At 46.4% G+C, this 23,948-nt stretch carries 22 protein-coding genes and 1 pseudogene; 12 read left to right on the forward strand and 11 right to left on the reverse strand.

Going from position 1 to position 23,948, the window contains the following annotated elements; translation table 11 throughout:
* The first annotated feature begins 115 nt into the window (after positions 1 to 115).
* From cysS to ACEW9I_RS07845, 4 genes are all read left to right on the forward strand, one after another.
* Positions 116 to 1,609 (forward strand): cysteine--tRNA ligase, encoded by a 1,494-nt coding sequence (gene cysS / locus ACEW9I_RS07830; protein WP_373539795.1) that lies wholly within the window; start codon positions 116 to 118, stop codon positions 1,607 to 1,609.
* Between the two features lie 117 nt (positions 1,610 to 1,726).
* Complete coding sequence (locus ACEW9I_RS07835; RefSeq protein ID WP_373539796.1) at positions 1,727 to 2,179, forward strand: hypothetical protein; 453 nt, start codon at positions 1,727 to 1,729, stop codon at positions 2,177 to 2,179.
* 120 nt (positions 2,180 to 2,299) lie between these two features.
* Positions 2,300 to 2,578 carry a hypothetical protein gene (locus tag ACEW9I_RS07840; protein WP_373539797.1) on the forward strand — a complete coding sequence of 93 codons (279 nt, stop codon included), beginning with the start codon at positions 2,300 to 2,302 and terminating at the stop codon, positions 2,576 to 2,578.
* Complete coding sequence (locus ACEW9I_RS07845; RefSeq protein ID WP_373539798.1) at positions 2,571 to 2,831, forward strand: type II toxin-antitoxin system RelE/ParE family toxin; 261 nt, start codon at positions 2,571 to 2,573, stop codon at positions 2,829 to 2,831. The genes ACEW9I_RS07840 and ACEW9I_RS07845 overlap by 8 nt, the downstream gene beginning before the upstream one ends.
* Before the next feature lie 23 nt (positions 2,832 to 2,854).
* Here ACEW9I_RS07845 and ACEW9I_RS07850 read toward each other — a convergent pair whose 3' ends face one another.
* From ACEW9I_RS07850 to lpxA, 7 genes are all read right to left on the reverse strand, one after another.
* On the reverse strand, positions 2,855 to 3,640 hold the full coding sequence (locus tag ACEW9I_RS07850) for a nitrate ABC transporter ATP-binding protein (RefSeq protein ID WP_373539799.1): 786 nt from the start codon (positions 3,638 to 3,640) through the stop codon (positions 2,855 to 2,857).
* Positions 3,641 to 3,790: 150 nt separating this feature from the next.
* Positions 3,791 to 5,776 (reverse strand): nitrate ABC transporter ATP-binding protein, encoded by a 1,986-nt coding sequence (locus tag ACEW9I_RS07855; protein ID WP_373539800.1) that lies wholly within the window; start codon positions 5,774 to 5,776, stop codon positions 3,791 to 3,793.
* Positions 5,777 to 5,916: 140 nt separating this feature from the next.
* On the reverse strand, positions 5,917 to 6,759 hold the full coding sequence (gene ntrB / locus ACEW9I_RS07860; RefSeq protein WP_373539801.1) for a nitrate ABC transporter permease: 843 nt from the start codon (positions 6,757 to 6,759) through the stop codon (positions 5,917 to 5,919).
* Between the two features lie 319 nt (positions 6,760 to 7,078).
* Entirely contained in the window at positions 7,079 to 8,413 is a 1,335-nt protein-coding gene (locus tag ACEW9I_RS07865) for a CmpA/NrtA family ABC transporter substrate-binding protein (RefSeq protein ID WP_373539802.1), read from the reverse strand.
* A gap of 569 nt (positions 8,414 to 8,982) precedes the next feature.
* The gene (locus ACEW9I_RS07870; protein WP_373539803.1) at positions 8,983 to 10,518 is read right to left on the reverse strand and encodes a ferredoxin--nitrite reductase; all 1,536 of its coding nucleotides are present in this window, start codon (positions 10,516 to 10,518) and stop codon (positions 8,983 to 8,985) included.
* A gap of 255 nt (positions 10,519 to 10,773) precedes the next feature.
* The gene (gene lpxB / locus ACEW9I_RS07875; RefSeq protein WP_373539804.1) at positions 10,774 to 11,931 is read right to left on the reverse strand and encodes a lipid-A-disaccharide synthase; all 1,158 of its coding nucleotides are present in this window, start codon (positions 11,929 to 11,931) and stop codon (positions 10,774 to 10,776) included.
* A 415-nt stretch (positions 11,932 to 12,346) separates the two neighbouring features.
* Complete coding sequence (lpxA, locus tag ACEW9I_RS07880) at positions 12,347 to 13,189, reverse strand: acyl-ACP--UDP-N-acetylglucosamine O-acyltransferase (protein WP_373539815.1); 843 nt, start codon at positions 13,187 to 13,189, stop codon at positions 12,347 to 12,349.
* On the opposite strand from lpxA, the gene ACEW9I_RS07885 reads away from it, so the two are divergent.
* Positions 13,162 to 13,422 (forward strand): hypothetical protein, encoded by a 261-nt coding sequence (locus ACEW9I_RS07885; RefSeq protein ID WP_373539816.1) that lies wholly within the window; start codon positions 13,162 to 13,164, stop codon positions 13,420 to 13,422. The genes lpxA and ACEW9I_RS07885 overlap by 28 nt on opposite strands.
* A gap of 92 nt (positions 13,423 to 13,514) precedes the next feature.
* Here ACEW9I_RS07885 and fabZ read toward each other — a convergent pair whose 3' ends face one another.
* Positions 13,515 to 14,033: a 3-hydroxyacyl-ACP dehydratase FabZ gene (gene fabZ, locus ACEW9I_RS07890; RefSeq protein ID WP_373539805.1), complete on the reverse strand. Its 519-nt coding sequence runs from the start codon at positions 14,031 to 14,033 to the stop codon at positions 13,515 to 13,517.
* A 73-nt stretch (positions 14,034 to 14,106) separates the two neighbouring features.
* The gene (gene lpxC / locus ACEW9I_RS07895) at positions 14,107 to 14,928 is read right to left on the reverse strand and encodes a UDP-3-O-acyl-N-acetylglucosamine deacetylase (protein ID WP_373539806.1); all 822 of its coding nucleotides are present in this window, start codon (positions 14,926 to 14,928) and stop codon (positions 14,107 to 14,109) included.
* A 154-nt stretch (positions 14,929 to 15,082) separates the two neighbouring features.
* Here lpxC and ACEW9I_RS07900 point away from each other — a divergent pair.
* The 3 genes and pseudogenes from ACEW9I_RS07900 to ACEW9I_RS07910 form a co-directional block, all read left to right on the forward strand.
* Positions 15,083 to 15,250 (forward strand): annotated as a pseudogene (locus ACEW9I_RS07900) (Uma2 family endonuclease); the annotation flags it as partial.
* A 232-nt stretch (positions 15,251 to 15,482) separates the two neighbouring features.
* Entirely contained in the window at positions 15,483 to 16,685 is a 1,203-nt protein-coding gene (fmdA, locus tag ACEW9I_RS07905; RefSeq protein ID WP_373539807.1) for a formamidase, read from the forward strand.
* 246 nt (positions 16,686 to 16,931) lie between these two features.
* Positions 16,932 to 17,201, forward strand: coding sequence for an FmdB family zinc ribbon protein (locus ACEW9I_RS07910; protein WP_373539808.1), 270 nt, complete (start codon positions 16,932 to 16,934; stop codon positions 17,199 to 17,201).
* A gap of 39 nt (positions 17,202 to 17,240) precedes the next feature.
* Here ACEW9I_RS07910 and ACEW9I_RS07915 read toward each other — a convergent pair whose 3' ends face one another.
* The gene (locus ACEW9I_RS07915) at positions 17,241 to 17,699 is read right to left on the reverse strand and encodes a hypothetical protein (protein WP_373539809.1); all 459 of its coding nucleotides are present in this window, start codon (positions 17,697 to 17,699) and stop codon (positions 17,241 to 17,243) included.
* 384 nt (positions 17,700 to 18,083) lie between these two features.
* Between ACEW9I_RS07915 and ACEW9I_RS07920 the strand changes: the two genes are divergently transcribed.
* Both ACEW9I_RS07920 and metH read left to right on the forward strand, forming a co-directional pair.
* A complete protein-coding gene (locus ACEW9I_RS07920; protein ID WP_373539810.1) occupies positions 18,084 to 18,278 on the forward strand; it encodes a hypothetical protein in 195 nt (64 codons plus the stop codon).
* Between the two features lie 113 nt (positions 18,279 to 18,391).
* On the forward strand, positions 18,392 to 21,937 hold the full coding sequence (gene metH / locus ACEW9I_RS07925; protein WP_373539811.1) for a methionine synthase: 3,546 nt from the start codon (positions 18,392 to 18,394) through the stop codon (positions 21,935 to 21,937).
* A gap of 85 nt (positions 21,938 to 22,022) precedes the next feature.
* Here metH and ACEW9I_RS07930 read toward each other — a convergent pair whose 3' ends face one another.
* Positions 22,023 to 22,682 carry a hypothetical protein gene (locus ACEW9I_RS07930; protein ID WP_373539812.1) on the reverse strand — a complete coding sequence of 220 codons (660 nt, stop codon included), beginning with the start codon at positions 22,680 to 22,682 and terminating at the stop codon, positions 22,023 to 22,025.
* Between the two features lie 440 nt (positions 22,683 to 23,122).
* On the opposite strand from ACEW9I_RS07930, the gene ACEW9I_RS07935 reads away from it, so the two are divergent.
* Both ACEW9I_RS07935 and ACEW9I_RS07940 read left to right on the forward strand, forming a co-directional pair.
* Entirely contained in the window at positions 23,123 to 23,422 is a 300-nt protein-coding gene (locus tag ACEW9I_RS07935) for a transposase (RefSeq protein WP_373539813.1), read from the forward strand.
* A gap of 2 nt (positions 23,423 to 23,424) precedes the next feature.
* The coding region (locus ACEW9I_RS07940; RefSeq protein WP_373539814.1) for a transposase at positions 23,425 to 23,948 on the forward strand (524 nt) is incomplete at its 3' end.

The raw sequence follows: 23,948 nt of genomic DNA on the forward strand, positions 1-23,948 counted from the left end.
CCAGCCCTCTCCTTTATAAGGGGAGGGAGCAAGAAAAGCTCCCCTTTATCAGGGAGGTTGGGGGGTAACACCATTCCAGCTACGGTCAATTTTTTCCCTAAATCGCATCATCACTATGAGTCTAACCATATACAACACCCTCTCCAGAACCAAAGAGCCGTTCCAAACCTTGACACCCCACCAGGTGAAAATGTACTGCTGCGGGGTGACTGTATACGACTACTGCCATCTCGGACACGCGCGATCGTATATCGTGTGGGATACCGTCCGCCGCTATCTGCAATGGCGCGGCTATCAAGTCGAATACGTCCAAAATTTCACTGATATCGACGACAAGATCCTCAAACGTGCCGATCTCGAACAAAGTTCGATGACAGCAGTCGCCGAAAAATATACCGCCGCCTACTTTGAAGATCTCCACCGTCTCAATGTCCGCGACGCCGATAGTTATCCTCTGGCTACCAAACATATTCAGGAAATCCAAGATCTGATCGCCGATCTCGAAGCTAAAGGTTTTGCCTACGCGGTAGACGGCGATGTCTACTTCCGCGTCCGCAAAGATGAAGACTATGGCAAACTCTCCAAACGCAACCTCGACGATCTCCGCGCTGGTGCTGGCGAACGTGTCGAAGCCGCAGATCTCGACCAAATTAAGAAAGAAGATCCGTTTGATTTTGCCCTCTGGAAAGCAGCAAAACCAGGTGAACCCTCCTGGGAGTCTCCCTGGGGAAATGGTCGCCCAGGCTGGCATATCGAATGCTCTGCAATGATCCAAAAACAGTTAGGGGAAACGATCGATATCCACTGCGGCGGTGGCGATCTCATCTTCCCCCATCACGAAAACGAAATCGCCCAATCCGAATGCGCTCACGATCGACCATTAGCCACCTACTGGATGCACAATGGAATGGTGAATATCGGTGGTGAGAAGATGTCCAAATCCTTGGGCAATTTTACAACGATCCGTAAATTACTCAATGATTATCGCGATATTAATGACAACAAAATCGATATCGATCCGATGACAGTCCGGTTATTCGTGCTTACGGCTCAATATCGCAAACCGATGGATTTTAACGATGCGTCGATTACTGCTGCTGGACAAAGTTGGCAGACAATTAAGGATGGTATGTTGTTTGGTTATGAGTTTGGCGAGAAGTTAGGTTGGGACGATCTCGATCCGATACACAAGGGTGCTATATCAGCTACCACCGCAGAAGTAGACAGGTTTCTTACCGCAGTCGATGATGATTTCAACTTTGCCGAAGGTTTAGTGGTAGTATTTGAACTCGCCAAAGAACTGCGAAAAGTCGGGAATATCATCACCCACGACAGCGCACAAACAGTAGATCCGACTCTGCTCAAAGATAAGTGGCAAACATTAATAGAATTAGCAGGAGTGTTAGGTTTGGAAGTCAATCCCGATGAGTTGAAAGTAGAAACAACTGGTTTGAGCGATGAAGCGATCGACGCACTACTCACCGAGCGTCAAATTGCCAGAGCCAATAAAGATTTTGCTACAAGCGATCGTATCCGCGCTCAATTGACAGAGGAGAAGATCGTGGTCATCGATAAAGCTGGAGTTCCGAGTACTTGGTATCGGGGGTAATCGATCGATATTACCGATCTGCCAAAATCCAAGGCTCGACTCCAGGATTGTTAGAACGAGTTAAGAAAAGTAAATCGATCCCTAAAGCTCATTACAAAAACTGGAGAAAAATTCAGTATGCCTTTGCATAACTTTGACCACGCTCGAATGTTAGAATTCTCGATCTCGGCAATTCAAGAATTTGCAATTAATCATCAAGAAGAAGTATTTTATGGCTTCTCCATTGATGCCTCTATGCTGTGCATGAATTCAGAAGAGGAGTTTGCAAGGAGTCTAGCTTCTTACCAATCTGAATATCCAGGTGATTATTCAGATGCAGAAGAAATCCAAGACTTACGAATCAATACTGGAGATTGGGCATATCAAGGATTTGTCGATCTTCGAGATTCTGGAGGATTTGATGATAAAGCCTATGATGAGCATTACGCATCTTCTGACGAAGTTCAGAAATCGACACCTTATGGACTAGTAATGGATAAACTCGTTACCGATTTAATTACCAGGGATGCCTTTGCTTGCTTAACAAGAACACCTGACTTTTTTGTTAATAGAGTAGAACATGGGTATTAGCGATCGTATCTATGCTCAATTAACAAAAGAGAAGAAAGTAGGGTGGGCACTGCCCACCACATAGATTTTGGAAAAATTCAAGTATATTAAATCGAATGAATTCGAGGTGAAAAAGTAAATATGAACACTATAAATAGTTCGTCGCTAGAGGACATAGATGTTTCGAGCGAAATATCCATAATAGAGTTACAAAGACAGCTTGGTGAATCGATCGATCGATTATCGCCAGAGCGGTTACATGTGCTGGCTGATTTTGCCGCTTATCTGGTAAATGCAGAAAGTGAAGCTGCAACTCAAGAGCTTTTAGAAATTCCAGGATTATTAGAACGAATTAAGCAAAATCAAGCAACCCCGAAAGCTGACTATAGAAACTGGAGAGACATTCGTTCTGATGTATGAAGTTCTTCTCCATCCTGATGCTCAAGAGATTTACGCCAAAGCAGATAAAGCCCTTGCCAAGAAAATTGCTCGATGTTTGGAACAATTAGAGCAAACTCCTCTACTACACCCTAATATTAAAGCTCTCAAGGGAGATTTTGCCGGATACTATCGCTATCGAATTGGAGACTATAGAGTTATCTATTCGGTAGAAGAGGAATTAGTTCAGGTATTGGTTATAACGATCCTTCATCGCAGTGAGGCGTATGAATAGTGATTTTCATTCAATGACAGTTATTAATCATCTAAATGAGCATAACGATTGAAGAGGAAATCGAGGGCATAGTTGCGTAGCTCGATATAGGTAGTGCTTGCCATAATTTTTTCGCGATCGCGAGGACGATCGAATGGTATATCCAATACTTCACCGATTTTAGCAGCAGGACCATTCGTCATCATTACCAATCGATCGGCTAGATATAAGGCTTCATCGATATCGTGGGTGATCATCAATACTGTCACGCGATGTTCGCGCCAAATTGCGAGTAGTTCGTCTTGCAATTCTTCCTTGGTAATCGCGTCGAGGGCACCGAAGGGTTCATCTAAGATCAATACTTGAGGCTTAATTGCTAGCGCACGGGCGATCGCGACGCGTTGTTTCATCCCGCCAGAGAGTTGCCCAGGTTTTTTACTAGCTGATTCGGTGAGTCCGACCATTTCGAGGTGTTCGCGGACGATCGCTTTTTTCTGGGCTTCGGTGTGGGTAGGATAGACGGAATCTACACCGAGATAAACGTTGTCATAAGCGGTGAGCCAGGGCAGGAGACAATAGTTTTGGAACACCATCATCCGATCGGGGCCAGGTTCGGAAATCAGGCGATCTTGGAGCATCACGGTGCCGCTAGTAGGGGTGTTGAAGCCGGATACCATATTGAGAAGGGTGGATTTGCCGCAGCCGGAGTGACCGATCAGGCAGATAAATTCACCCTCATTGACATCGAGATCGATGCCGTCAAGGATGGTGGCGGGGCCGTTGGCGGTGGGGTAGACTTTGGTGACTCGATCGATCGTCAGGAATGGCATAGTATTTAGTTTAAGTATGGATGCGGATGCTTTCTCAATCGGTATGCTAAAGAAAAATCCCCTCCCAGGAGCGAAAAGTGCGGGGTGCCCGTTGGCGAAGCCTTTCCGAAGGAATTAGGGTGGGGTGGGTAGATCTCCGCACCTAATTAACTAATCAAGCTCGACGTTTCTCACCACCAACTCGCGATGAATCGGCTGATTGCGTAGATAATTCAACGGTTCATCAGGATTGAATACCTGTCCATCAAAGAGCTGGAACGGATCGCGATCGGGTTCGATACCGATGTAGCCTAGTTCTTGGCAGGCGGTGAGAAAGTGGTCTACGCGGCGGACTCTAGAGAGGATCTCGATATGGTTTTTGGGGAAAGGAGTGATGCCCCACCGTGCAAGTTGGGTAAGTATCCATAGCCCCTCGACGCGGCGGGGACAGTTGGCATTTTCGACGTGGAATTGGTGGTAGCGAGGGAGGGTTTCAGGGGTAGTATCACCGCCTCTGTCAAATGGCCCGATCAGCCCAGGGCGAATGGCTGCGGGGGATATATTCAGGTATTCGGTGAGGAGGGTGAGGATTTCTGGACGATGGCGGGGTTCGTCACAGTATTCACAGGCTTCGAGGACGGCACGGACGATCGCACTGTGGGTATTGGGGTGTTGTTGCGCCCAGGCTTCGGTGAATCCGAGGACTTTTTCGGGGTTGCCCGCCCAGATATCGAGGTCGGTGGCGATGACAAAGCCGATTCCTTCTTGGACGGCTTGGGTATTCCAGGGTTCGCCGACGCAGAAGCCGTCGATCTCGCCAGATCTCAATCGATCGACCATGGCTGAGGGTGGGATGACTATCAGATCGAGATCGGTATCGGGGTCGATGCCAGCCGATGCCAGCCAGTACCGCAGCATCAGGTTGTGCATGGAGCAGTCATGGACGATGCCGAGGGTGAGTTTGCGCTCGATGGTGGTGGTGGAGATCGCCGCCTTCAGGTTTTGGAGCGTACGGATGCCTTGCTGATAGAGCTGGGCACTGAGGGTAATCGCGTTGCCATTGCGGGAGAGGACGAGGGGGACAGAGATCGGGGTAGATGGTCTACCATTCATCCCTAGAGTCAGGGCTAGGGGCAGCCCTGTGACCATTTGGGCGGCGTGGAGATCGCCGCTGACGATCTGGTCGGCAATCGCGTCCCAGTCAGCTTCCTTGCAGAGGTTGACCTGTTCGATCCCGTATTTGGCAAAGAAGCCTTTTTCTTTGGCGACAATCAGCGGAGCTGCGTCGGTGAGTGGGATATAGCCGATATTGACGGTGGTTTGTTCGAGTTTTTTGGTTTGGGGAGCTAGAACTTGGGTCGATTTGTTGGCTTGGCGTTGTTTGACGCGTTTTTGCTGGTTGAGGAAGTCGATAATCTCACTTCGCATCGGGTAATAGTCGGGGTGTTTGACTACTTCCATCCGTTGGCGGGGGCGCGGTAAATCGACGGTGAGGATTTGACCGATCTCAGATGCGGGGCCATTGGTGAGCATCACCACGCGATCGGACAATAATAAAGCTTCATCGACATCGTGAGTGACCATCACCGCAGTGACTTTACTTTCTTCACAGATGTGCATCAGTTGTTCCTGCAAGCCGCCTCGGGTGAGGGCATCGAGGGCACCGAAGGGTTCGTCCAATAGTAGTACTTTAGGACGAATGGCGAGGGCACGGGCGATCGCGACGCGCTGTTTCATCCCACCTGAGAGTTGGCCAGGTCGCTTTTTAGCCGCATGAGTCAAGCCGACCAGCTCGATATGATGTTCGATGATACTTTTGCGTTCGCCCAGTGACTGATTGCTATATACTTCATCGACAGCCAGCGCGATATTTTCGCGGACTGATAGCCACGGCAACAGCGAATAATTCTGAAATACTACCATTCGCTCGGGGCCAGGTTCGGTAATTTCTCGCCCTTCTAAAATTACTCCACCAGCAGTTGCGCGATCGAGTCCCGCGATCATATTCAGTAGTGTAGATTTACCGCAACCAGAGTGACCGATCAAAGATATAAATTCACCTTGTTTGATTTCTAGTTCGATATTTTTGAGAGCGACATATTTCCCACCATTTGCCAATGGAAATACCTTGTCTACATGATCGATTTGAACAAACATAGGTTAGAGGGTAGTTATTATAATAATTTGACTTTCATATATTTACGAACAATTGAGAGGGGTGACGGATGCCATCGATATCGCTGAAACCGACAATCCACTTCAAACTTATCCAACCCCATTAGCTTGAATACTATTTGTTATTTTGGATCTTCAGCCACAATTTTCGTTGCGATAAAAGCGATCGATCGATCCAATAAAAACCCGACAATCCCCACATAAATCAGCGCGAGGATGATCCGATCGAGATAAGCATTATTGTAAGATTCCCAGATAAAGAAACCGATACCTACGTCGCTTCTGAGCATTTCTGCTGCTACGATCGCCAACCATGATAAGCCGATACCAATTCGTAAGCCTGTGAAAATATATGGTAAGGAAGCTGGTAGTAATATTTTAAAGAAGTAAGCTTTATTAGATAATTTTAATACTCGTTTGACATTAATATAATCCTGAGGGATCTGTTGAACTCCGACGGTAGTATTAATTAGAATCGGCCACACAGCAGTGATAAATATTACAAAAATTGCAGCTAAACCATTGTCTTTGAGAGCTGCTAATGCGATTGGCAACCATGCCAAAGGTGGAATCGTTCTCAATACCTGAAAAATTGGATCGAGCGATCGATATACCAACTTGTTTGAACCGATTAAAATCCCAAATCCGACACCGACAATTGCTGATAAGCTAAATCCGATCGCTACGCGCTGAAGACTCGCAAATACCTGTAGAGCTAGTCCTTTCGAGTTACCACCATTATCAAAAAATGGATCGATAATAAATGGATCCCAAGCACCTTGTACAACTTGAATCGGCCCAGGCAGACCTTCAGAGCCAGGGAGACATAGCAATTGCCAGATTGCCAAAGATATCAGCAAAGCAACCAGTGGCGGCAGAATTCCCCGCGCTTGCTTCATCATCCAAGAATTACTATTACCACCTCGACGATTTTTAATGACTTCCCGACTACTACTTACTGCCATAATTCTCCTAGTTATAATATTTGCTACCCCAAGCAGGATTAGAGTGAAAAATCCCCTGTTTCGAGCGAAAAGTGCGTTCTTGGGGCGCGAGCTTTGTGGGGGAAGCTTCCCCCACAAAGCTCGCTTGTTTCCCCTGCTTGGGTATGGGTCTCGGATGGGAAAAATGACCGACCCAACTCCGCAAGTGAAGCACCTTTTCAAGACAGGGGTGCCCGCAGGGTGGGTTAGATCTCCACAGTAATATATTTATTAGATAGAGATTGCCTAGAAGCGAGATGGTGGGCACTGCCCACCTTACAAAATACCTGCTCTAATTAATTTAAGCCTTCTTAATCTTGAGCGACTTGAGATAATCTTCAGGCTTCGCCGGATCGAATTTCACCCCATCAAAGAAAGTTTCCACTCCACGAGAAGTGCTAGTTGGAATTTGTGCTGCATCAACCTTGAGAGCTGTTGCTGCTGCCTTCCACAAGTCCTCACGATTGACCTTTTTAATCATCTCATTGGCTTTAACAAAATCAGTCGGGATATTCCCCCACCGCATGTTTTCAGTCAAGAACCATAAGTCGTGACTTTGATAAGGATAGGAAGAATTGTCCGCCCAGAATTTCATCGAGTTGGGATAGTTATCTTCAGTTCTACCATCACCATAATCAATTTTGCCTTGAATCCTGCCCAAGATATCTGTAACTGGAACATCAAACCATTTAGGACCAGAAATGATTTTAGCCATTTCTTCTTTATTCTCTGGCTTATCACACCATTGTTGCGCTTCCTGGACTGCCATCAGGAGTGCTTTAGTTGCTTTAGGATTTTTGTCTACCCAATCAGAGCGCATTGCAAAGGCTTTTTCGGGGTGATCTTTCCACAGTTCACCAGTGACAAATGCCGTGTAACCGAGTTTTTGATTAACTAACCTAGCATTCCAAGGTTCGCCCACACAGAAGGCTTCCATACTAGCTGTTTTCATGTTCGATACCATCTGTGGGGGTGGGACGGGCACGAGGGAAATATCTTTATTAGGATCGACACCATTGGCTGATAACCAATAACGCATCCATAGATCGTGAGTACCACCAGGGAACGTAATCGCAGCTTTAAGATCGGCTTTACCACTACTAGATTTAGCTTTGGCTAGTGCGTCTTTAAAGCCAGCACCTTTGAGTTGAATTTTGGCATCTTTATAGGTATTCGCGATCGAAATTGCTTGCCCATTGGTATTCAACCTCGCCAAAATATACATCGGTACGGGTTGCTTGGTTTTGGTCATCCCCATCGTCATGAAATAGGGCATAGGCGACAAAATATGCGCCCCATCGATACCACCGCCAGCGGAGCCAGTTTCCAAATTGTCCCGCGTCACTGGCCAAGAAGTTTGTTTGAGGATCTCGACATCTTTCATGCCATATTTCTCAAATAAACCTTTCTCTTTGGCAATAATTAATGGTGCAGAATCGGTCAGCGGGATGAAGCCGATTCTGGCGGTAGTGACTTCTGGTGCATCTCCCGCTGCAACCGTTGTTGCTGTCGTAGTAGTGGTCGTTGTAGCAGTGGTGGCGTCTTTGCTACTTTTACTACAGGCATTGGTTAAGACACTAGCGGCGGCGGTAATACCAGACGCGAACATAAACTTCCTTCTGGAAAATTGACTCATATAATTACCGATCGCTCCTCATATTCATGGCTTTTAAATTATGCTGTGCCATTGTTCCTATCTATTGTCGTTTTTGAACACTAATAAAACTGTTACTCTTGTTACCAATTGATGATAAATTTCAATAAATTTCACCATTTAGAATCATAACATACCGAAATACAAAACAGTATCACTCACTACTATATTCGCTTAATTTTAATTGCTTAAAAATTATCATCCCGATCGCTAAATCTGACGCTAATTTGGCAAGAGCGGTCGTCTCTAACATCGAGAAGATCTCGATTGTCTATTGAATCCTGCTACGGGGCTAGCGGAAAATATTTGCGAACTAAAAGCCATCTAAGCCCTAGCTAATGAGCAATAATCACCCGCTGAGGTCTCTAGTGGCGATCGCCAATAGGATGAATATTTAAAAATAAGATCGCACTATCAAAAATTATTAAGACTCAGCATTACTATCCGGCTGACCGAGTTTACAATCGATCGAGAACTTAATCTGATAGTGCGATCTTTTGTTACCAAAATATCTTTGAAAGTAAAGTATTTGTCTTAAATATTTTTACTAATTAACCTACAGGGATCGGGGTTGCTCCAAATTTTTCAACTAATAAATCGATTAGTACACCATCCAACTCTGACAGCGGTACTCCTTTCATCACCTTTTCACCCAGCTTGGCATCTTTACCCACAGTACCACCCATGAAGATATCCACAGCCTCGACGGTTTGACCATCCTTACGGATCTTGGCACCCATCAAGCCGATATCTGCCACTTGCGGCTGACCGCAAGAATTGGGACACCCAGTCCAATGAATCCGCACTGGTTTGGGGACATCAACTTTGGCTTCCACAGCATCGATGACTGATACCGCGTGTTGCTTGGTTTCAATCAGCGCAAAGTTGCAAAATCGCGCACCCGTGCAAGAAACGACTGTCCGCGTCAAATTACCAGGATTGACCTGGAATTTCTGCAAGGTTGGTTCGCTCAGCAAGATTGGTAATTTGGCATCGGCAACGTTGGGAATAATGGCATTTTGCTCGACTGTAAACCGTACTTCCCCAGTCCCATACACTTCCGCTAGTCTGGCCAGTTCAAAAAAGTCAGCCGCTTGGAGATGACCCACAGGGATATGCAGTCCGACATAGTTTAGTCCCGCCTGTTTCTGGGGATAAACGCCGATATGGTCGCGTTTATCCCATTCGATTTCATCTTTAGCTGCGGCAGTTAATAAAGTTTTCCCGTACAGGCGCTCGGCTTCAACTCGAAATTTCTCAATCCCCCATTCATCGATGAGGAACATCAATCGCGCCTTCATCCGATTGGCGCGCAAACCACAATCGCGGAACAAGCGGAGGATACTCAGACTAAATTCCACGACTTCTTCAGGTGTTACCCAGACATTCATCGGCATGGCTGCATCGCACCGCTTCCCGGAAAAGAAGCCTCCGACGAGGACATTGAATCCAAATACATCGTCCTTAAACGCTGGAACGAAAGCGAGATCGTTGATTTCGGCATGAACCGAATTGTCCCGACAACCCGCGATCGCGATATTAAATTTGCGCGGTAGATTGCTAAACTCAGGATTGCCTTCACCCTTGCTAATAATCCGATCCTGCAACTCCTGAATCATGTCGCGGGTATCGTACAGTTCCCCCGCTTCGAGTCCAGCCACAGGCGAACCCGTGATATTGCGAACATTGTCCATTGCTGACTGCATACTCGTCAGTCCGACTGCTGCCATCTTGCGAAAAATTTCGGGCAGATCTTCAATCCGAATCCCTCGGAGCTGAATACTCTGGCGAGTGGTGATATCGGCACTACCATCATCCCCATATCGCTCGATAATATCTCCCAATACCCGCAATTGGTCGCTAGTCGTAATCCCGCTCGGTGCCCGCAACCGCATCATAAACTTCCCAGGTGTCACGGGACGAAAAAACACCCCCAACCACTTCAATCGATGTTCACGGTCGGTTTCATCCATCGCTTCCCAACCAATCCGGGCAAACTCTTCTAACTCAGTAGTCAGTGTGAGTCCGTCTTTTTCTGATTTGAGTCGTTCAAACTTATTTTGGGTAGCTGGTGTGGCTGTTGTCATGGTGGTAATCCTTGCTAGCTTGAAGCGGCACAGATTGGGTTTGAGTGAAAGTTAACCTTGTGTATCATAAGTTAACGGTAATAATCGCAGAATTTAGTATCTGCTGTTACAAAAAATCCGACTCAATGCAAGAATCGGATTTTGAATATGTAATTTGTGAATTAGAGGGTAGATGGTGGATGGTGGGGGTGTGGTTGGGGAGTAACTTAGAGCGAGCTAGTTTGTCTATTTTTGAGGTAGGGATGGAGAATGTGCCTAAAATTTGGTGATGATTTCGTGGGCGACCCGATCGCAGACACCGCGATCGCCCAATGCTGCCCGCATTTCAGTATAATCAGCTAGCATCCGGTCGCGTCGGGCTGGGTTTAAGATCAGTTCGAGACTTTCTACGGCGATGCGATCGGGACTAGCGTCATCTTGCATTAACTCTGGTACGATCGATTTCATCTCGACTAAATTAGTCGGAGACATATAAGGGATTGAGAATTTAACTACATGTTCGGCAATCCAAGCTGTGATCCTACTGACTCGATAAATCACAACTTGGGGCACATTCAGCAGAGCTAGTTCCAAACTAACTGTGCCGCATTTGGTAATTGCCAAATCGGCGGCTGATAGGACGAGATCGGGATTTTCAGTTACTAGAGTCGCATTAACTTTATACGCTAAAATTTGACTTTCGATCTCTGCTTGAAAATCTGGACGCGAGAGTGGAATCCAAAACCGAGTAGCAGGTAATCGATCCTGAATTTGACGGGCGGCTGCAAAAATATTCGGTAAAATGTATCTCAATTCTTGTTGACGCGAAGCTGGAATTAGGGCGATGGCAGTCTCTTCAGCAGTTATTCCCAATTTGTCACGCGCAATTTCACGACTAGTTAGAGTGGCAACGCGATCGACCAATGGATGTCCGACAAATGTGGTTTTAGCTCCCTGTTCGGCAAAATATTTCGCTTCTACTGGAAAAACAGCAAAGATTTCATCGATGAAACTAGCGATTAATTTTGCGCGTTTGTGCTGTCTCGGCCACACCCAATCTTGAGGGGCAATATAAAAGTAGATTGGTAGATTTGGAAAGATATTTTTGACATATTTACCGATCGCGATATTTGGATCGACATAATCAATCAAAATTAGTGCATCTGGCGGATTGGTTTTTAAATACTGTTTGGCAAGACTACGCGCTTGCAATGAGGGTCGCACATAAGCCAAGTGCTCGACAATTCCCATCGAACTAATCGATACGGTGTCCGCCAGGATCGTCGCTCCGGCTGCTGCCATTTTACTCCCACCGAGGGCGACAATCTGGAGGTCGATCCCAGACTTGGCGGCAAGTTGCTTGAGCGCGGTGACGAGTAATGCACCCTGAAGGTCGCCAGATACGTCTCCAGTACTAATGAAGATGGTTTTCACAGATTAGGTAGAGGGTAGAGGGTGGAGGGTAGAGGGGAGGGGGAGGGGGTAGAGCAGCTAGTTGAGATTAGAGTTTAGGAAGTATTTGATTACAGCAGGAGTATCGATCCCAAAATCGATCGACCTAATTTTTAAATTTTGAATTAGTAATTATTAGCGGCTTAAAGCTGCGATTCAATAAACTTTACTACCCTCTGTCTTGATTCGCTGTCTTGAAAAGGTGCTTTACTTGCGACTCACCTTTGGACGGGTTCCCCGTCAACAAAGGTGCGTCAAGACAAGACGGGGGAAACAAGCGAGCTTTGTGGGGGAAGCTTCCCCCACAAACGTCGCGCCCCAAGAACGCACTTTTGGCTAAACCGGCGGGGAACAAAGGCGAGCGCGAATCGCTACCCTCTACTCCCTACCCTCTATATCAATCGCTTTTATTATCGACTGATTTGCCAGGAATTGGGCCTCTGCGGTTGCAATCCTTTTTACCCTCGATCGAGAGTTTCAAGAATCTCTGGAGGTGTTGGACGCTATCGTAGCTAGGAAATAAATCTAGATCGTCGATCGCTTGACCGATCGTTTTGTGTGAATAATAGAGCGTCCGAAAGGCTTTTTTGAGAATGGCGATTTCGGCGGGAGCAAAGCTAGCACGTTCTAAACCGACTAGATTGAGGGAGCGGACGCGTGCGGGAGTACCTTCGACGATCGTAAATGGTGGAACATCCCGCTGAATCCTCGTCATCCCGCCGATCATCGACAATCTACCGACGCGGACAAATTGATGGATACCCAATACGCCGCTGATTACCGCCTCTGATTCGACATAGACATCGCCAGCTAAAGATGTCGCGTTGGCGATTTTAACATTGTCCTCGATCGTGCAATTGTGGGCGACATGAACATAAGCCATCAACAGATTGTGATTGCCAATGGTAGTGGCTTCACCAATACCTGTGGCGCGGTTGATGGTGACATATTCGCGAATTCGATTGTAATTGCCAATTTTGACCCAGGTTTCGCCGCCTTTGTATTTTAAATCCTGAGAATCTAAACCGATCGCCGCTCCTGGGAAAATTTGATTGCCAACCCCGATAATCGTTGGCCCTTCGATGATGGCATGGGCACCAACTGTGGTTCCAGCACCGATCGTCACATTTTCGCCAATGATTGCGTAGGGACCAATCTGTACAGTTGGGTCGAGTTCCGCGCTGGGATGCACCACAGCGGTAGGATGAATTCGTGTCATTAACATTGCTACTCCAGCCATCTTGTCATTTTCCTGCCATTGGGTTATCGGTGATGCAGATGCTTTGCACATTTGCTCGTTTGACAGTGACGACACCAACATACCGAACCGACTTGGATGGGTTGGTTGCTCATTCCATTTCCCTGAGTCATTATCGAACAATTTTGGTATTTTTTTCACTATCTGCTGCGGCGATGGCATCAGCCTATCAACAATGGGACGATCGCAAGTTAGTCGCTCAGGTTTTGGACTAGTTCCTCACTCACTATTATGCCCATGATTGAGAGTTGCTCACATGTCTGTTTGCTGTAGATCTATAGTTGGCGGCGATTGCCAATATGTTCGATTACACTTCTACTAAAGCAAACGACAGATCTCCACTAGCAACAAGTTGACCATCGACTTCGGCGCGAGCGTGCATCTTGGCAAATCGACGCCGTTTGAAGGCTTGGAGTTCCACTGTCATGATCAATTGGTCTCCAGGAACTACTTGCTGCCGAAATTTGACACCATCGATCCCCCTAAATACAAATAACCCGCCATTGTATTCGGGAAGTTGGGTAAGGACAATCCCACCCACTTGCGCCATCGCTTCGATAATCATCACTCCTGGCATTAGTGGATGCCCGGGAAAGTGCCCTTGAAAAAAGGGTTCGTTGAGAGTAACATTTTTCAAACCAATCGCTTTTTCGCCCGGTACGAAGTCGATAATTTTATCGACTAGCGCAAACGGATAACGGTGGGGTAAGAGTTTTTGGATTTCTTGGATATTGAGGGTGGTTTTGGGAGGAGTTGAGTTGGTGGTTGGTGCTGGCTCATCAATAGCCGCAACGATATCTTGAGATCGATCGAGGGTGGTGGACATTAGACCTATATGGTTGGGAACTTGTTACTAATTGCTAATCGCTAACCAATTTCGTGTAAATTGTGGGCTGGATTTAATATCCCATGTCGTGTAGCCTTCGCGCTAATTGAATATGTAAATTGTGACTGGCTTTATATGCCAGGAAATGTGCTTGGGGAAATTTGCCCAGCAGACTGAGATCGCCGATTAAGTCCAATAGTTTATGACGGGATGGCTCATTTGGGAATCGTAATGGAGGATTCAACCATTGGCGATCGTCACAAACTAGTGCATTCTCTAAGCTACCACCTTTAATCAATCCGGCAGATCGCAACTGCTCGATCTGATGAGCGATCGCAAATGTCCGCGCTGGGGCAATTTCGGTGCTAAAGTCCTCCTGGCTAGGTTGCCAACTATGCCACTGATTGCCAATCGGCAACACATCAAAGTCAATGCCATAGGTAAATCGCAATCCACTTGATGGCAGTGCAGCAACAAAAGCATCACCTTGTCGAATCCAGACTGGCTCGACGATCGCCCCAGACGTAGCTAGATCGCCCGCGATAGGCTCGATTCCCGCTTGCCTGAGTTTTTCTGTCCATACCCTTGCCGAACCATCTAACAACGGCAATTCAGCCCCATCAATCTCAATCCGAGCGGCATCAATTCCCAATCCGGCTAGAGCGGAGAGTAAATGCTCTACCGTCCTCACCGACACGCTATTTTCGGTTAGTTCTGTTGAAAGAGTAGTCTGGCTCACATTGGCAATATGTGCCTGAATCTGCGGTCTGCCAGGTAAATCTACCCGCACGAAAAAACGCTCCGCGCTGGGCGTCGGTAGGATTCTGACGGTAGTAGTAATTCCAGAATGAAGTCCGACGCCTCGAACTTCACAAATACTTGAGACTGTAGACATTAAGCTGTCTGAATATCCATAAGCGATCGGTGTTAATTATGACACAACCCGATTGTGTTTAGATCCTTTCTACTCAAATCCCATCACCGCAAGAACGGGCAAGCGATCGCTATAATTGAACTAAGCACATGAATATTTTCATCTTCAGCATATTATGGTTGCCAGCCCCCACCAACCGCAAAAAATGACCGTTGAAGAATACTTTACATGGGAACTTCAGCAAAATATTCGCTATGAGTATGTCCATGGCGAAGTCTTTGCGATGACAGGTGGCACCATCCCCCATAACGATATTGCGCTCAATCTTTATACTGCTTTGCGACGATGCCCCACTCTAATCGACCGACATCTACTGCTTACGATCGTCATTACGGAGATATTTTCTTGGCAAAATGTATATCGAGATACATCTCTCACGAATGTAAATAGTCAATAATTTCGCTATGCAAATTTGTAGAAGTTGCTGATACGGAGCGATCCAGATGTGATGCGATCGCTGAAGATCGGCGATTACTTCATGCTAAATTTTCGATTTAATTTATCATTAAATCCCCATGCCTAAAACATTATTCAAAGTAGATCTCACCCAACCGATGGATAAACAGGAAATGCCCGGACACAACCGCTGGCATCCCGATATCCCTGCCGTCGCATCTGTGAATCCAGGCGATATTTTTCGGATCGAATGCAAAGACTGGACGGATGGACAGATCGAAAATAATGATAGTCCCGATGATATCCGCGATGTCGATCTGAGCGTTGTGCATGTATTGAGCGGGCCAATTTGGGTCAATGGTGCCGAACCAGGCGATATTCTGGTCGTCGATATCCTCGACATCGGTGCTTTGCAGGGCGACGAATGGGGCTTTACAGGGATTTTTGACAAGAACAATGGTGGTGGGTTCTTGACCGATCATTACCCCAATGCGGCGAAAGCAATTTGGGACTTGGAAGGAATTTATACCAAATCTCGACATATTCCTGGCGTGCGGTTCGCAGGTATCACCCACCCTGGTTTGATCGGCTGCGCGCCCTCCCACGAGCTGCTGGCGACCTGGAACAAGCGAGAATCGGAGTTGATGGCGACTCAACCAGATAGACGCACTTATGGGGCAGGTTTCGCGGGAGATATCCCCGTGTTGGCGACATTACCCAATCCGACGAATGCGATTTTGGGTACTTTACCAGGATCGGAATTCGCTCGAGTGGCAGCAGAAGCCGCCCGCACCGTTCCTCCGCGCGAACATGGCGGCAATTGTGATATCAAGAATCTCTCTAGAGGTACCAAGATCTATTTCCCCGTATACGTCGAGGGGGCAAAATTATCGATGGGTGATATTCATTTCTCCCAAGGTGATGGGGAAATCTCGTTTTGTGGTGCGATTGAAATGTCAGGTTTTATCGATCTACATGTCGAAATCATCAAAGGCGGTGTGGAAAAATATGCGATGGTCAATCCCATTTTTAAGCCTGGTCCCGTCGAACCACATTATTCGGAATACCTAGTTTTTGAAGGCATTTCCGTCGATGAATTTGGCAAACAGTACTTTATGGATGTACATATTGCCTATCGACGTGCTTGTCTCAATGCGATCGAATATCTCAAGAAATTTGGCTTCACGGGCGAACAAGCTTATCTCCTCCTCAGTTGTGCCCCCGTTGAAGGCAGGGTGAGTGGTATCGTCGATGTCCCGAATGCTTGTTGTACGGTAGCAATTCCGACCGCAATTTTTGACAAGAATATCTTACCTGTTTGATTAGGTTCGCTAACTCTAGATATAGCAACCGCCAAGGCGGTTAGGACAGCACAGCGATTAAAATCGCCGCTAGTGCTGCAAAGTCCGCCTACGCGGACTGAGATCTAGAGTGTCTTAACCGATGTGGCGACTGCTATATAAGCTGAAACCTGTGTGGTGGGCACTGCCCACCCTACTTTCTAAAGCTTTTCTTTCTAATTCTTAATTCGCTGTCAACTATCAACTGTCAACTGTCAACTAAATTACATGCCCCTATACGAATTTCGGTGTAACGACTGTGGCATTTTTGATGAATGGCGCACGATGTCTGAGAGTAGTAGTCCCGCTCATTGTCCTGATTGTCAGGAGTCAGCCAAGCGGATTTTTTCCAATGTAGGCATTCAATTAAATGGTGCCCTCAGACTTAGGAAGACTGCCAATCCCGAACCGCAATTAGTTACTAAAAAAGATGTCGATCGATCGCAGCATACTAGAGCCAAAAGTCATGGCGGTCGTCCGTGGATGATCAACCATTAGACACTTCCACGATCGATAGGCGCAATATATAAATTGCTATCAATTATCTTTACCAATGTGCGGCTCTTCCGTCAAAAAGGTAATTGTTGGTAATGTAGATTTGTGAGATCGCAAATCGCGCAATGTTCGTCTGACTAGTTTTAGATCTTGAGTTTCAGCAGCAAAGATCGTCAACCTTTGCCACCACCAGTAGTAAAAGGGTGGCATCACCAGCGGACTAGTGGCTAATTCCCATAGCTCCAGAGCTTTCTTGTGGGGCGATGGGGAGCTGCCATCGCTCAACGGCTGCTTGAATAAAGCGACCGCCCGAGCCTTGAGCTGTCCCTGAATGTGGCTGATACCTAGCTGAAGACAGCCCGTGCAGACATCCCCAGCAAACGAGCCACTCTGATGACGCAACAAGATTCGCGCTCGACCGCCAGCAAAAGGATGCTCGCAGGCGATACAGCGTAATCGATGGGGATACGCTCTCAGGTTGCGTTCTAGTTGAATTTTCATATTGACGATTTTTAGTCAACCCGTGGTACAAATTTGATGATTAGAGTAGCTTAACAGCACATTATCTTCAGAATAACTGATACATTTGCTACATTTTCAGTAGTTTTGCAATTCTCAACGATCGAGTCTACATCTAGTTATACCCACCTTGCGTGAGCAACATATCTTGTGCGATCGAGTATCTGCGCGATCGGCGATCGTCGCTGGTACCATACAGCAACGATAACAGTCGCCGGATCGGATTGCTTTTTGACTATAGGCTTTTTGACTATAGATATATCTAAGATGGCTCTTATCTGGGTAATTTTCAAGGTAGTCAGACCAAACAGAGCATCCCCATCACGAAATTAATATTTGCAGAGCAGAGCAAGCCGAACAGTAGTGATGAGAAAGATGTCAATCGTTGACTATTGGCTCAGATTGTCGCTCATCGATACTCTCTTCCCAGTGCCACAGCGATCGATCTGTCGCTCCCAGCTAGCAATTTCCACAGCGGCGATCGATCGCCGCCAGATGCAGCGGCTTGATGAGCAACAATCTCGATCGGCGATCCATTTGCGTGGCATCTCTGATGAATAGTCAGGGCAAACTTGACTATAATAGAGTCCTACTCCGATCTCGAACTCTATCGTGCGGAGATCTCTCTCGATATGTAGATAATACTTAGATCGATCCTTACTTAACCGATTCAGATGACAAGTACCTTCCTCGCGCGTCTCCACAGTCCCGAACGTCCCGTCATCGTCTTCGATGGAGCAATGGGTACCAACCTTCAAGTTCAGAATCTCACTGCTGAAGACTTTGGTGGTGCTGAGTACGAAGGTTGCAATGAATATCTCGTCCATACGAAACCTGAAGCAGTCGCCACAGTGCATCGGGACTTTTTGGCAGCAGGTGCAGATGTAATTGAAACCGACACCTTTGGCGGTACGGCCCAGACGTTGGCAGAATATGGACTAGAAGACAAAGTATATTATCTCAATAAGACTGCCGCCGAACTAGCGAAAAAATGTACGGCGGAATTTTCGACACCTGAGAAACCGAGATTTGTAGCGGGATCGATCGGCCCTGGTACTAAATTACCCTCGATCGGACACATTAGTTATGAAGAGCTAGAGCAAGCATACACCGAACAGGCTACAGGCTTGTATGACGGTGGTGTGGATCTATTTCTGATTGAGACTTGTATGGATGTGCTGCAAATTAAGGCAGCAATCAATGGATTGGAGGCGGTTTTTAAAAATAAAGGTGCTCGAATCCCGATTATGGTGTCGGCGACATTTGAAAATCCCCAGGCGACGATGTTGTCTGGTAGTGATGTTGCAACATTGTTAACGGCATTGCAACCATTCCCGATCGACATTTTAGGGCTAAATTGTGCAACTGGGCCAGATCTGATGGCTCCCCATATTAAGCACCTCTGCGAACAGTCGCCGTTTGTGGTTTCTTGCGTACCAAATGCCGGATTACCAGAAAATATCGGCGGACATGCACACTATAAATTAACGCCTGTTGAACTCAAGCTGGCAATGTATAAGTTTGTAGAAGATTGGGGGGTGCAAGTAATCGGCGGTTGCTGTGGTACACGTCCAGATCATATCAAAGCTTTGGCTGAAATTGGTGCGACTTTACAAGTAAAAGAGCGGACTCCAGTATTTGAACCAGCGGCATCTTCGTTGATGTCAATCCAGCCTTATCATCAAGATAATTCGTTTCTGATTATCGGTGAACGGTTGAATGCTAGTGGTTCTAAAAAGTGTCGCGATTTATTAAACGAAGAAAACTGGGATGGTTTAGTTTCACTGGCTAAATCCCAAGTAAAAGAAGGTGCCCACATTCTCGATGTCAACGTCGATTATGTCGGTCGCGATGGTGTTAAGGACATGCACGAGGTAGTTTCTCGTGTCGTGAATAACGTGAGTTTGCCACTGATGTTGGATTCCACTGAGTGGGAGAAAATGGAAGCCGGATTGAAAGTTGCGGGGGGTAAATGTTTACTCAACTCGACTAACTATGAAGATGGTGAGGAACGCTTCTATAAAGTATTGGAAATTGCCAAGAAATATGGTGCGGGAATTGTCATCGGGACGATCGATGAAGAAGGGATGGCAAGAACCGCCGAGCGGAAATTTGCGATCGCGCAACGTGCATATCGAGCAGCGGTAGAATATGGTATTCCAGCTTATGAAGTATTCTTCGATCCTTTAGCACTGCCAATTTCCACCGGAATCGAAGAAGATCGCGAGAATGGAAAAGCCACCGTCGAATCAATCAAAATGATTCGCGAAAATCTCCCTCAATGTCACGTTCTACTCGGACTATCAAATATTTCCTTCGGTCTAAATCCAGCCGCTCGACAAGTATTGAACTCGATGTTCTTGCATGAGTGTATGAATGCTGGCATGGATGCGGCGATCGTCAGTCCGAATAAAATCTTACCTCTAGCTAAAATCTCCCCTGAACACCAAGAAATCTGCCGGAATCTGATTTACGATCGCCGTCAATTCGATGGTGATATTTGCACCTACGATCCGTTAGGTTTGCTCACCACCATGTTTGAAGGAGTGACGACCAAACGCGATAAAGCCGAGGATGATAAACTCCCGCTGGAAGAGAAACTTACTCGCCATATTATCGACGGCGAACGGGTGGGATTAGAAGCGAACTTGATGAAAGCGATCGAGAAATATCCACCCCTAGATGTAATTAACATCTATCTCCTCGATGGGATGAAAGTTGTCGGCGAACTCTTCGGCTCGGGACAAATGCAACTCCCATTTGTATTGCAATCTGCTGAGACGATGAAAGCCGCCGTTGCTCTCCTCGAACCGCACATGGACAAAGCCGATGCAGGCGTGAGCAATGCTAAAGGTAAGTTCGTAATTGCTACAGTTAAAGGTGACGTACATGATATCGGTAAAAACCTCGTCGATATCATCCTCACCAATAATGGTTATGAAGTAATCAACATGGGGATTAAACAATCCGTCGAAGCGATTATTCAAGCCTACGAAACCCACAAACCCGACTGTATCGCCATGAGCGGACTATTGGTAAAATCCACCGCCTTCATGAAAGACAATCTTGAAGCTTTCAACGAAAAAGGCATCACCATTCCGATTATCCTCGGCGGTGCAGCTCTTACCCCCAAATTTGTCTACAGCGACTGCCAGCAAGTCTATAAAGGGCAAGTAATCTACGGTAAGGATGCTTTCGCCGATTTGAACTTTATGGACGCGCTGATGCCCGCCAAACAGGGCAACAAGTGGGACGACAACCACGGCTTCCTCGATGATGATGGCAACCCGATTAAAGTCGCCGCCGAAGTTGAAGCACCTAAACAGCAGGTAGAAAGTAACGAGCCAATTGTAATCGACACCGTGCGATCGGAAGCGGTAGGATTGGAGATCGATCGACCCACACCACCATTCTGGGGTACCAAAATCCTCAAGGATGAGATCGTGCTAGAAGATCTATTCTGGCACATGGATCTCCAAGCCCTCATCGCCGGACAATGGCAATTCCGTAAACCCAAAGACCAAACTCGCGAAGAATACGACGCATTCCTCGCCGAAAAAGTCCACCCGATCCTCGAAGAGTGGAAAGCCAAAATCCTCACCGGAGAATGGCTAGAACCCCAACTCATCTATGGCTATTTCCCCTGTACCGCCGAAGGTAACTCCGTCCACGTCTACGATCCCAGCGTCATCGAGCAAGGCTTAACCCCCCAAACAGCTACCCCCGTAGTCACCTGGACATTCCCCCGCCAAAAATCCCTGCGTCGCCTCTGTCTGGCTGATTTCTTCCGTCCCCTCTCCGAGAATAAATTCGATGTATTCCCGATGCAAGCCGTGACGATGGGCGAAATCGCCAGCGAGCAAGCCCAAGTGTTATTCAAAGCCGATAACTATGCCAACTATCTCTACTTCCACGGGATGGCTGTCCAAATGGCGGAAGGTTTAGCCGAATGGGGACACGCCCGCATCCGCAAGGAGTTGGGTTATGGCGAGTCAGAGCCAGATAATATTCGCGATATGTTGGCACAACGCTATCAGGGTTCGCGGTATAGTTTCGGCTATCCTGCTTGCCCGAATGTGGCAGATCAGTTGCAGCAGTTGAAAATCATGGGTACCGAGCGGATGGGGATGACGATGGATGAGAGCGAGCAGCTATATCCTGAGCAGTCTACTACTGCGTTGATTGTTTATCATCCTGTTGCTAAGTACTTTAGTGCTTAGGATTGGTTAGGGCAAAGCGATAATCAATACTGTAAATATTGATTATCGCTTGAAATATAGATGGTGAATACTGTTCACCATAATTCTATGCGAAGCAAATCGCTGTTTTATATTCGAGGCTTAGTCGTGTTGCTTCAAATAGAGAGAGCCAAACAATCTTTTCAATCCATAGTCCTTCTTGGGATTCATCTTCCTCCTCAAGTTGAATTGCAATCTCAATCTTGACTACTTCAGCATCTGATAGGTGTCCATTCTCTAGTTGAATACCCAGTTTTGGAGCAATAAAAACAAGCTCCTCCATCAAGCGATAGCTTGAACCCAGAAGACCACCAGGAATGCGATCTTGCTTATTTGAATCAACGATAACTTCATCAAATTCAATTGGCAAGTAAAAGCCTTCAGAATCTGAATGACACAAAAGATGGCTGTTAAACATATACGTTAAATCCTCTACAACTTCGTCATCCGAAGCACTTTCATCTTTTGGTGTTGGCGTTGCTATCCAATTGGGATTATCAATTGTGCGCGCATAAATACGTCGCAAATGGTGAAGGTACGAGTATGAATAGGAAGACAACTTAGCACGATCTGTCATCGGCGGGAGTGTTTCTGGTTCTCGATGTTGTGGTAAGCCTTCTTCAGCCAGAACTTCATTAATTTGTGCCATTTCCTCACAGAAACATTCTGCGTCATCTGGAGAGTCCGCAAAATAAGCAAGATTTCCAACTGAAATGCTAAGTCCCATAATCTATAATTTTAATGATCGAGTTGTCGATCTATTATGCCCAATTGTTCGATCGATATTGATACTCGATCGTATTGTATCTAGATAATTGAGGCATGTCCATATCATGAATTGCCCCTACCTCAATTATTGAGATGCACAGATAAAATTTATGATAATGTCCGATCGTAGATTGTGTCGATCGTGTAGGGTGCCAACGGCGATCGATCTGATTGATTATTCAGGTATGATACGCGATGGGTGTTGGTGGATTCGATCTGTTTAGATTCGATCGGGTGTTCGTGGGATCGATCGTGTTTGGGATGATATGCAATCGCACTATATTTAGTCGTCCCTTTATAGAACCCATTTGAGATCTTTTTGGCGATCGCGAAGTGCTACCAAGGCAGGTCGAGTAAAATCAAGATAGAGTAGGTAAATTTGAGCAGGCTAGGGTAAAAATGGGATATTCAAGCGATTTGACAGATAAGGAGTGGGAAATAATCGAGCCGTTACTCTTATCCCAGAAGAAGAAAACTCGACCCCCATTGTGGACAAAGCGACAACTCCTTAATGGCATATTTTATCAGCTCAAAAACGGTTGTAATTGGTGCGATTTGCCCAAAGATCTACCGCCATATTCAACAGTCTTCTGGCATTACCAAAACTGGTGTGAAGATGGCTCTCTGGAACGAATTGAGACACAATTACACGGCAAAGTACGTGAACAAGTCAAAAAAAACCGCAGTGGACGACCTTAATTATGATTGATTCCCAAGCGGTGAAAAATACTGGCAATGCCAGTAGTGAGTCGAAAGGGTTTTGTTTTTACAAATGCACCAATGGCATCAAACGACATCTAGCCGTAGACATCTTGGGATTTCCGTTCTTTACTCACTGCACCAAAGCCAGCATCTCGGATGACCAAGGATTGATTGAGATGCTGTCACAAAACATTGATTATTTCAAATCCAAACCAGACGACTTGCCTAAAACCACCATCCTGCTCGATAACGGCTATCACCCTGAGAAACTAACTCAAGCTTTAGAGGCGATTTATCCAGAGATTATGACGAAGATTCAATTTGAACTTTCAGCCAAGCCGTCGAAAGCAGACAAAGAAGCCAAAGGACAATCTGGATTTGTGCCCGTTGCTGCCAGATGGGTGATTGAACGCTCAAACGCTTGGGTGGAGCGGTGTAAAAGTTTAGTCAAAAATTTCGACCGCACACTCGAACGTTCCAACGCCAAGCTCAAGCTATGTTTTATTCGGCTGATGCTCAAGCG

This window comes from Chamaesiphon sp. (assembly GCF_041738855.1).
Lineage (GTDB): Bacteria > Cyanobacteriota > Cyanobacteriia > Cyanobacteriales > Chamaesiphonaceae > Chamaesiphon.

What these genes read in the sequence shown, in the direction of transcription:
- cysS (WP_373539795.1), top strand. Translation starts at nt 116, where the DNA reads ATGAGTCTAACCATATACAACACCCTCTCCAGAACCAAAGAGCCGTTC.
- ACEW9I_RS07835 (WP_373539796.1), top strand. Translation starts at nt 1,727, where the DNA reads ATGCCTTTGCATAACTTTGACCACGCTCGAATGTTAGAATTCTCGATC.
- ACEW9I_RS07840 (WP_373539797.1), top strand. Translation starts at nt 2,300, where the DNA reads ATGAACACTATAAATAGTTCGTCGCTAGAGGACATAGATGTTTCGAGC.
- ACEW9I_RS07845 (WP_373539798.1), top strand. Translation starts at nt 2,571, where the DNA reads ATGTATGAAGTTCTTCTCCATCCTGATGCTCAAGAGATTTACGCCAAA.
- ACEW9I_RS07850 (WP_373539799.1), bottom strand. Translation starts at nt 3,640, where the DNA reads ATGCCATTCCTGACGATCGATCGAGTCACCAAAGTCTACCCCACCGCC.
- ACEW9I_RS07855 (WP_373539800.1), bottom strand. Translation starts at nt 5,776, where the DNA reads ATGTTTGTTCAAATCGATCATGTAGACAAGGTATTTCCATTGGCAAAT.
- ntrB (WP_373539801.1), bottom strand. Translation starts at nt 6,759, where the DNA reads ATGGCAGTAAGTAGTAGTCGGGAAGTCATTAAAAATCGTCGAGGTGGT.
- ACEW9I_RS07865 (WP_373539802.1), bottom strand. Translation starts at nt 8,413, where the DNA reads ATGAGTCAATTTTCCAGAAGGAAGTTTATGTTCGCGTCTGGTATTACC.
- ACEW9I_RS07870 (WP_373539803.1), bottom strand. Translation starts at nt 10,518, where the DNA reads ATGACAACAGCCACACCAGCTACCCAAAATAAGTTTGAACGACTCAAA.
- lpxA (WP_373539815.1), bottom strand. Translation starts at nt 13,189, where the DNA reads ATGGCTGGAGTAGCAATGTTAATGACACGAATTCATCCTACCGCTGTG.
- fabZ (WP_373539805.1), bottom strand. Translation starts at nt 14,033, where the DNA reads ATGTCCACCACCCTCGATCGATCTCAAGATATCGTTGCGGCTATTGAT.
- lpxC (WP_373539806.1), bottom strand. Translation starts at nt 14,928, where the DNA reads ATGTCTACAGTCTCAAGTATTTGTGAAGTTCGAGGCGTCGGACTTCAT.
- fmdA (WP_373539807.1), top strand. Translation starts at nt 15,483, where the DNA reads ATGCCTAAAACATTATTCAAAGTAGATCTCACCCAACCGATGGATAAA.
- ACEW9I_RS07910 (WP_373539808.1), top strand. Translation starts at nt 16,932, where the DNA reads ATGCCCCTATACGAATTTCGGTGTAACGACTGTGGCATTTTTGATGAA.
- ACEW9I_RS07915 (WP_373539809.1), bottom strand. Translation starts at nt 17,699, where the DNA reads ATGAAAATTCAACTAGAACGCAACCTGAGAGCGTATCCCCATCGATTA.
- ACEW9I_RS07920 (WP_373539810.1), top strand. Translation starts at nt 18,084, where the DNA reads ATGAGAAAGATGTCAATCGTTGACTATTGGCTCAGATTGTCGCTCATC.
- metH (WP_373539811.1), top strand. Translation starts at nt 18,392, where the DNA reads ATGACAAGTACCTTCCTCGCGCGTCTCCACAGTCCCGAACGTCCCGTC.
- ACEW9I_RS07930 (WP_373539812.1), bottom strand. Translation starts at nt 22,682, where the DNA reads ATGGGACTTAGCATTTCAGTTGGAAATCTTGCTTATTTTGCGGACTCT.
- ACEW9I_RS07935 (WP_373539813.1), top strand. Translation starts at nt 23,123, where the DNA reads ATGGGATATTCAAGCGATTTGACAGATAAGGAGTGGGAAATAATCGAG.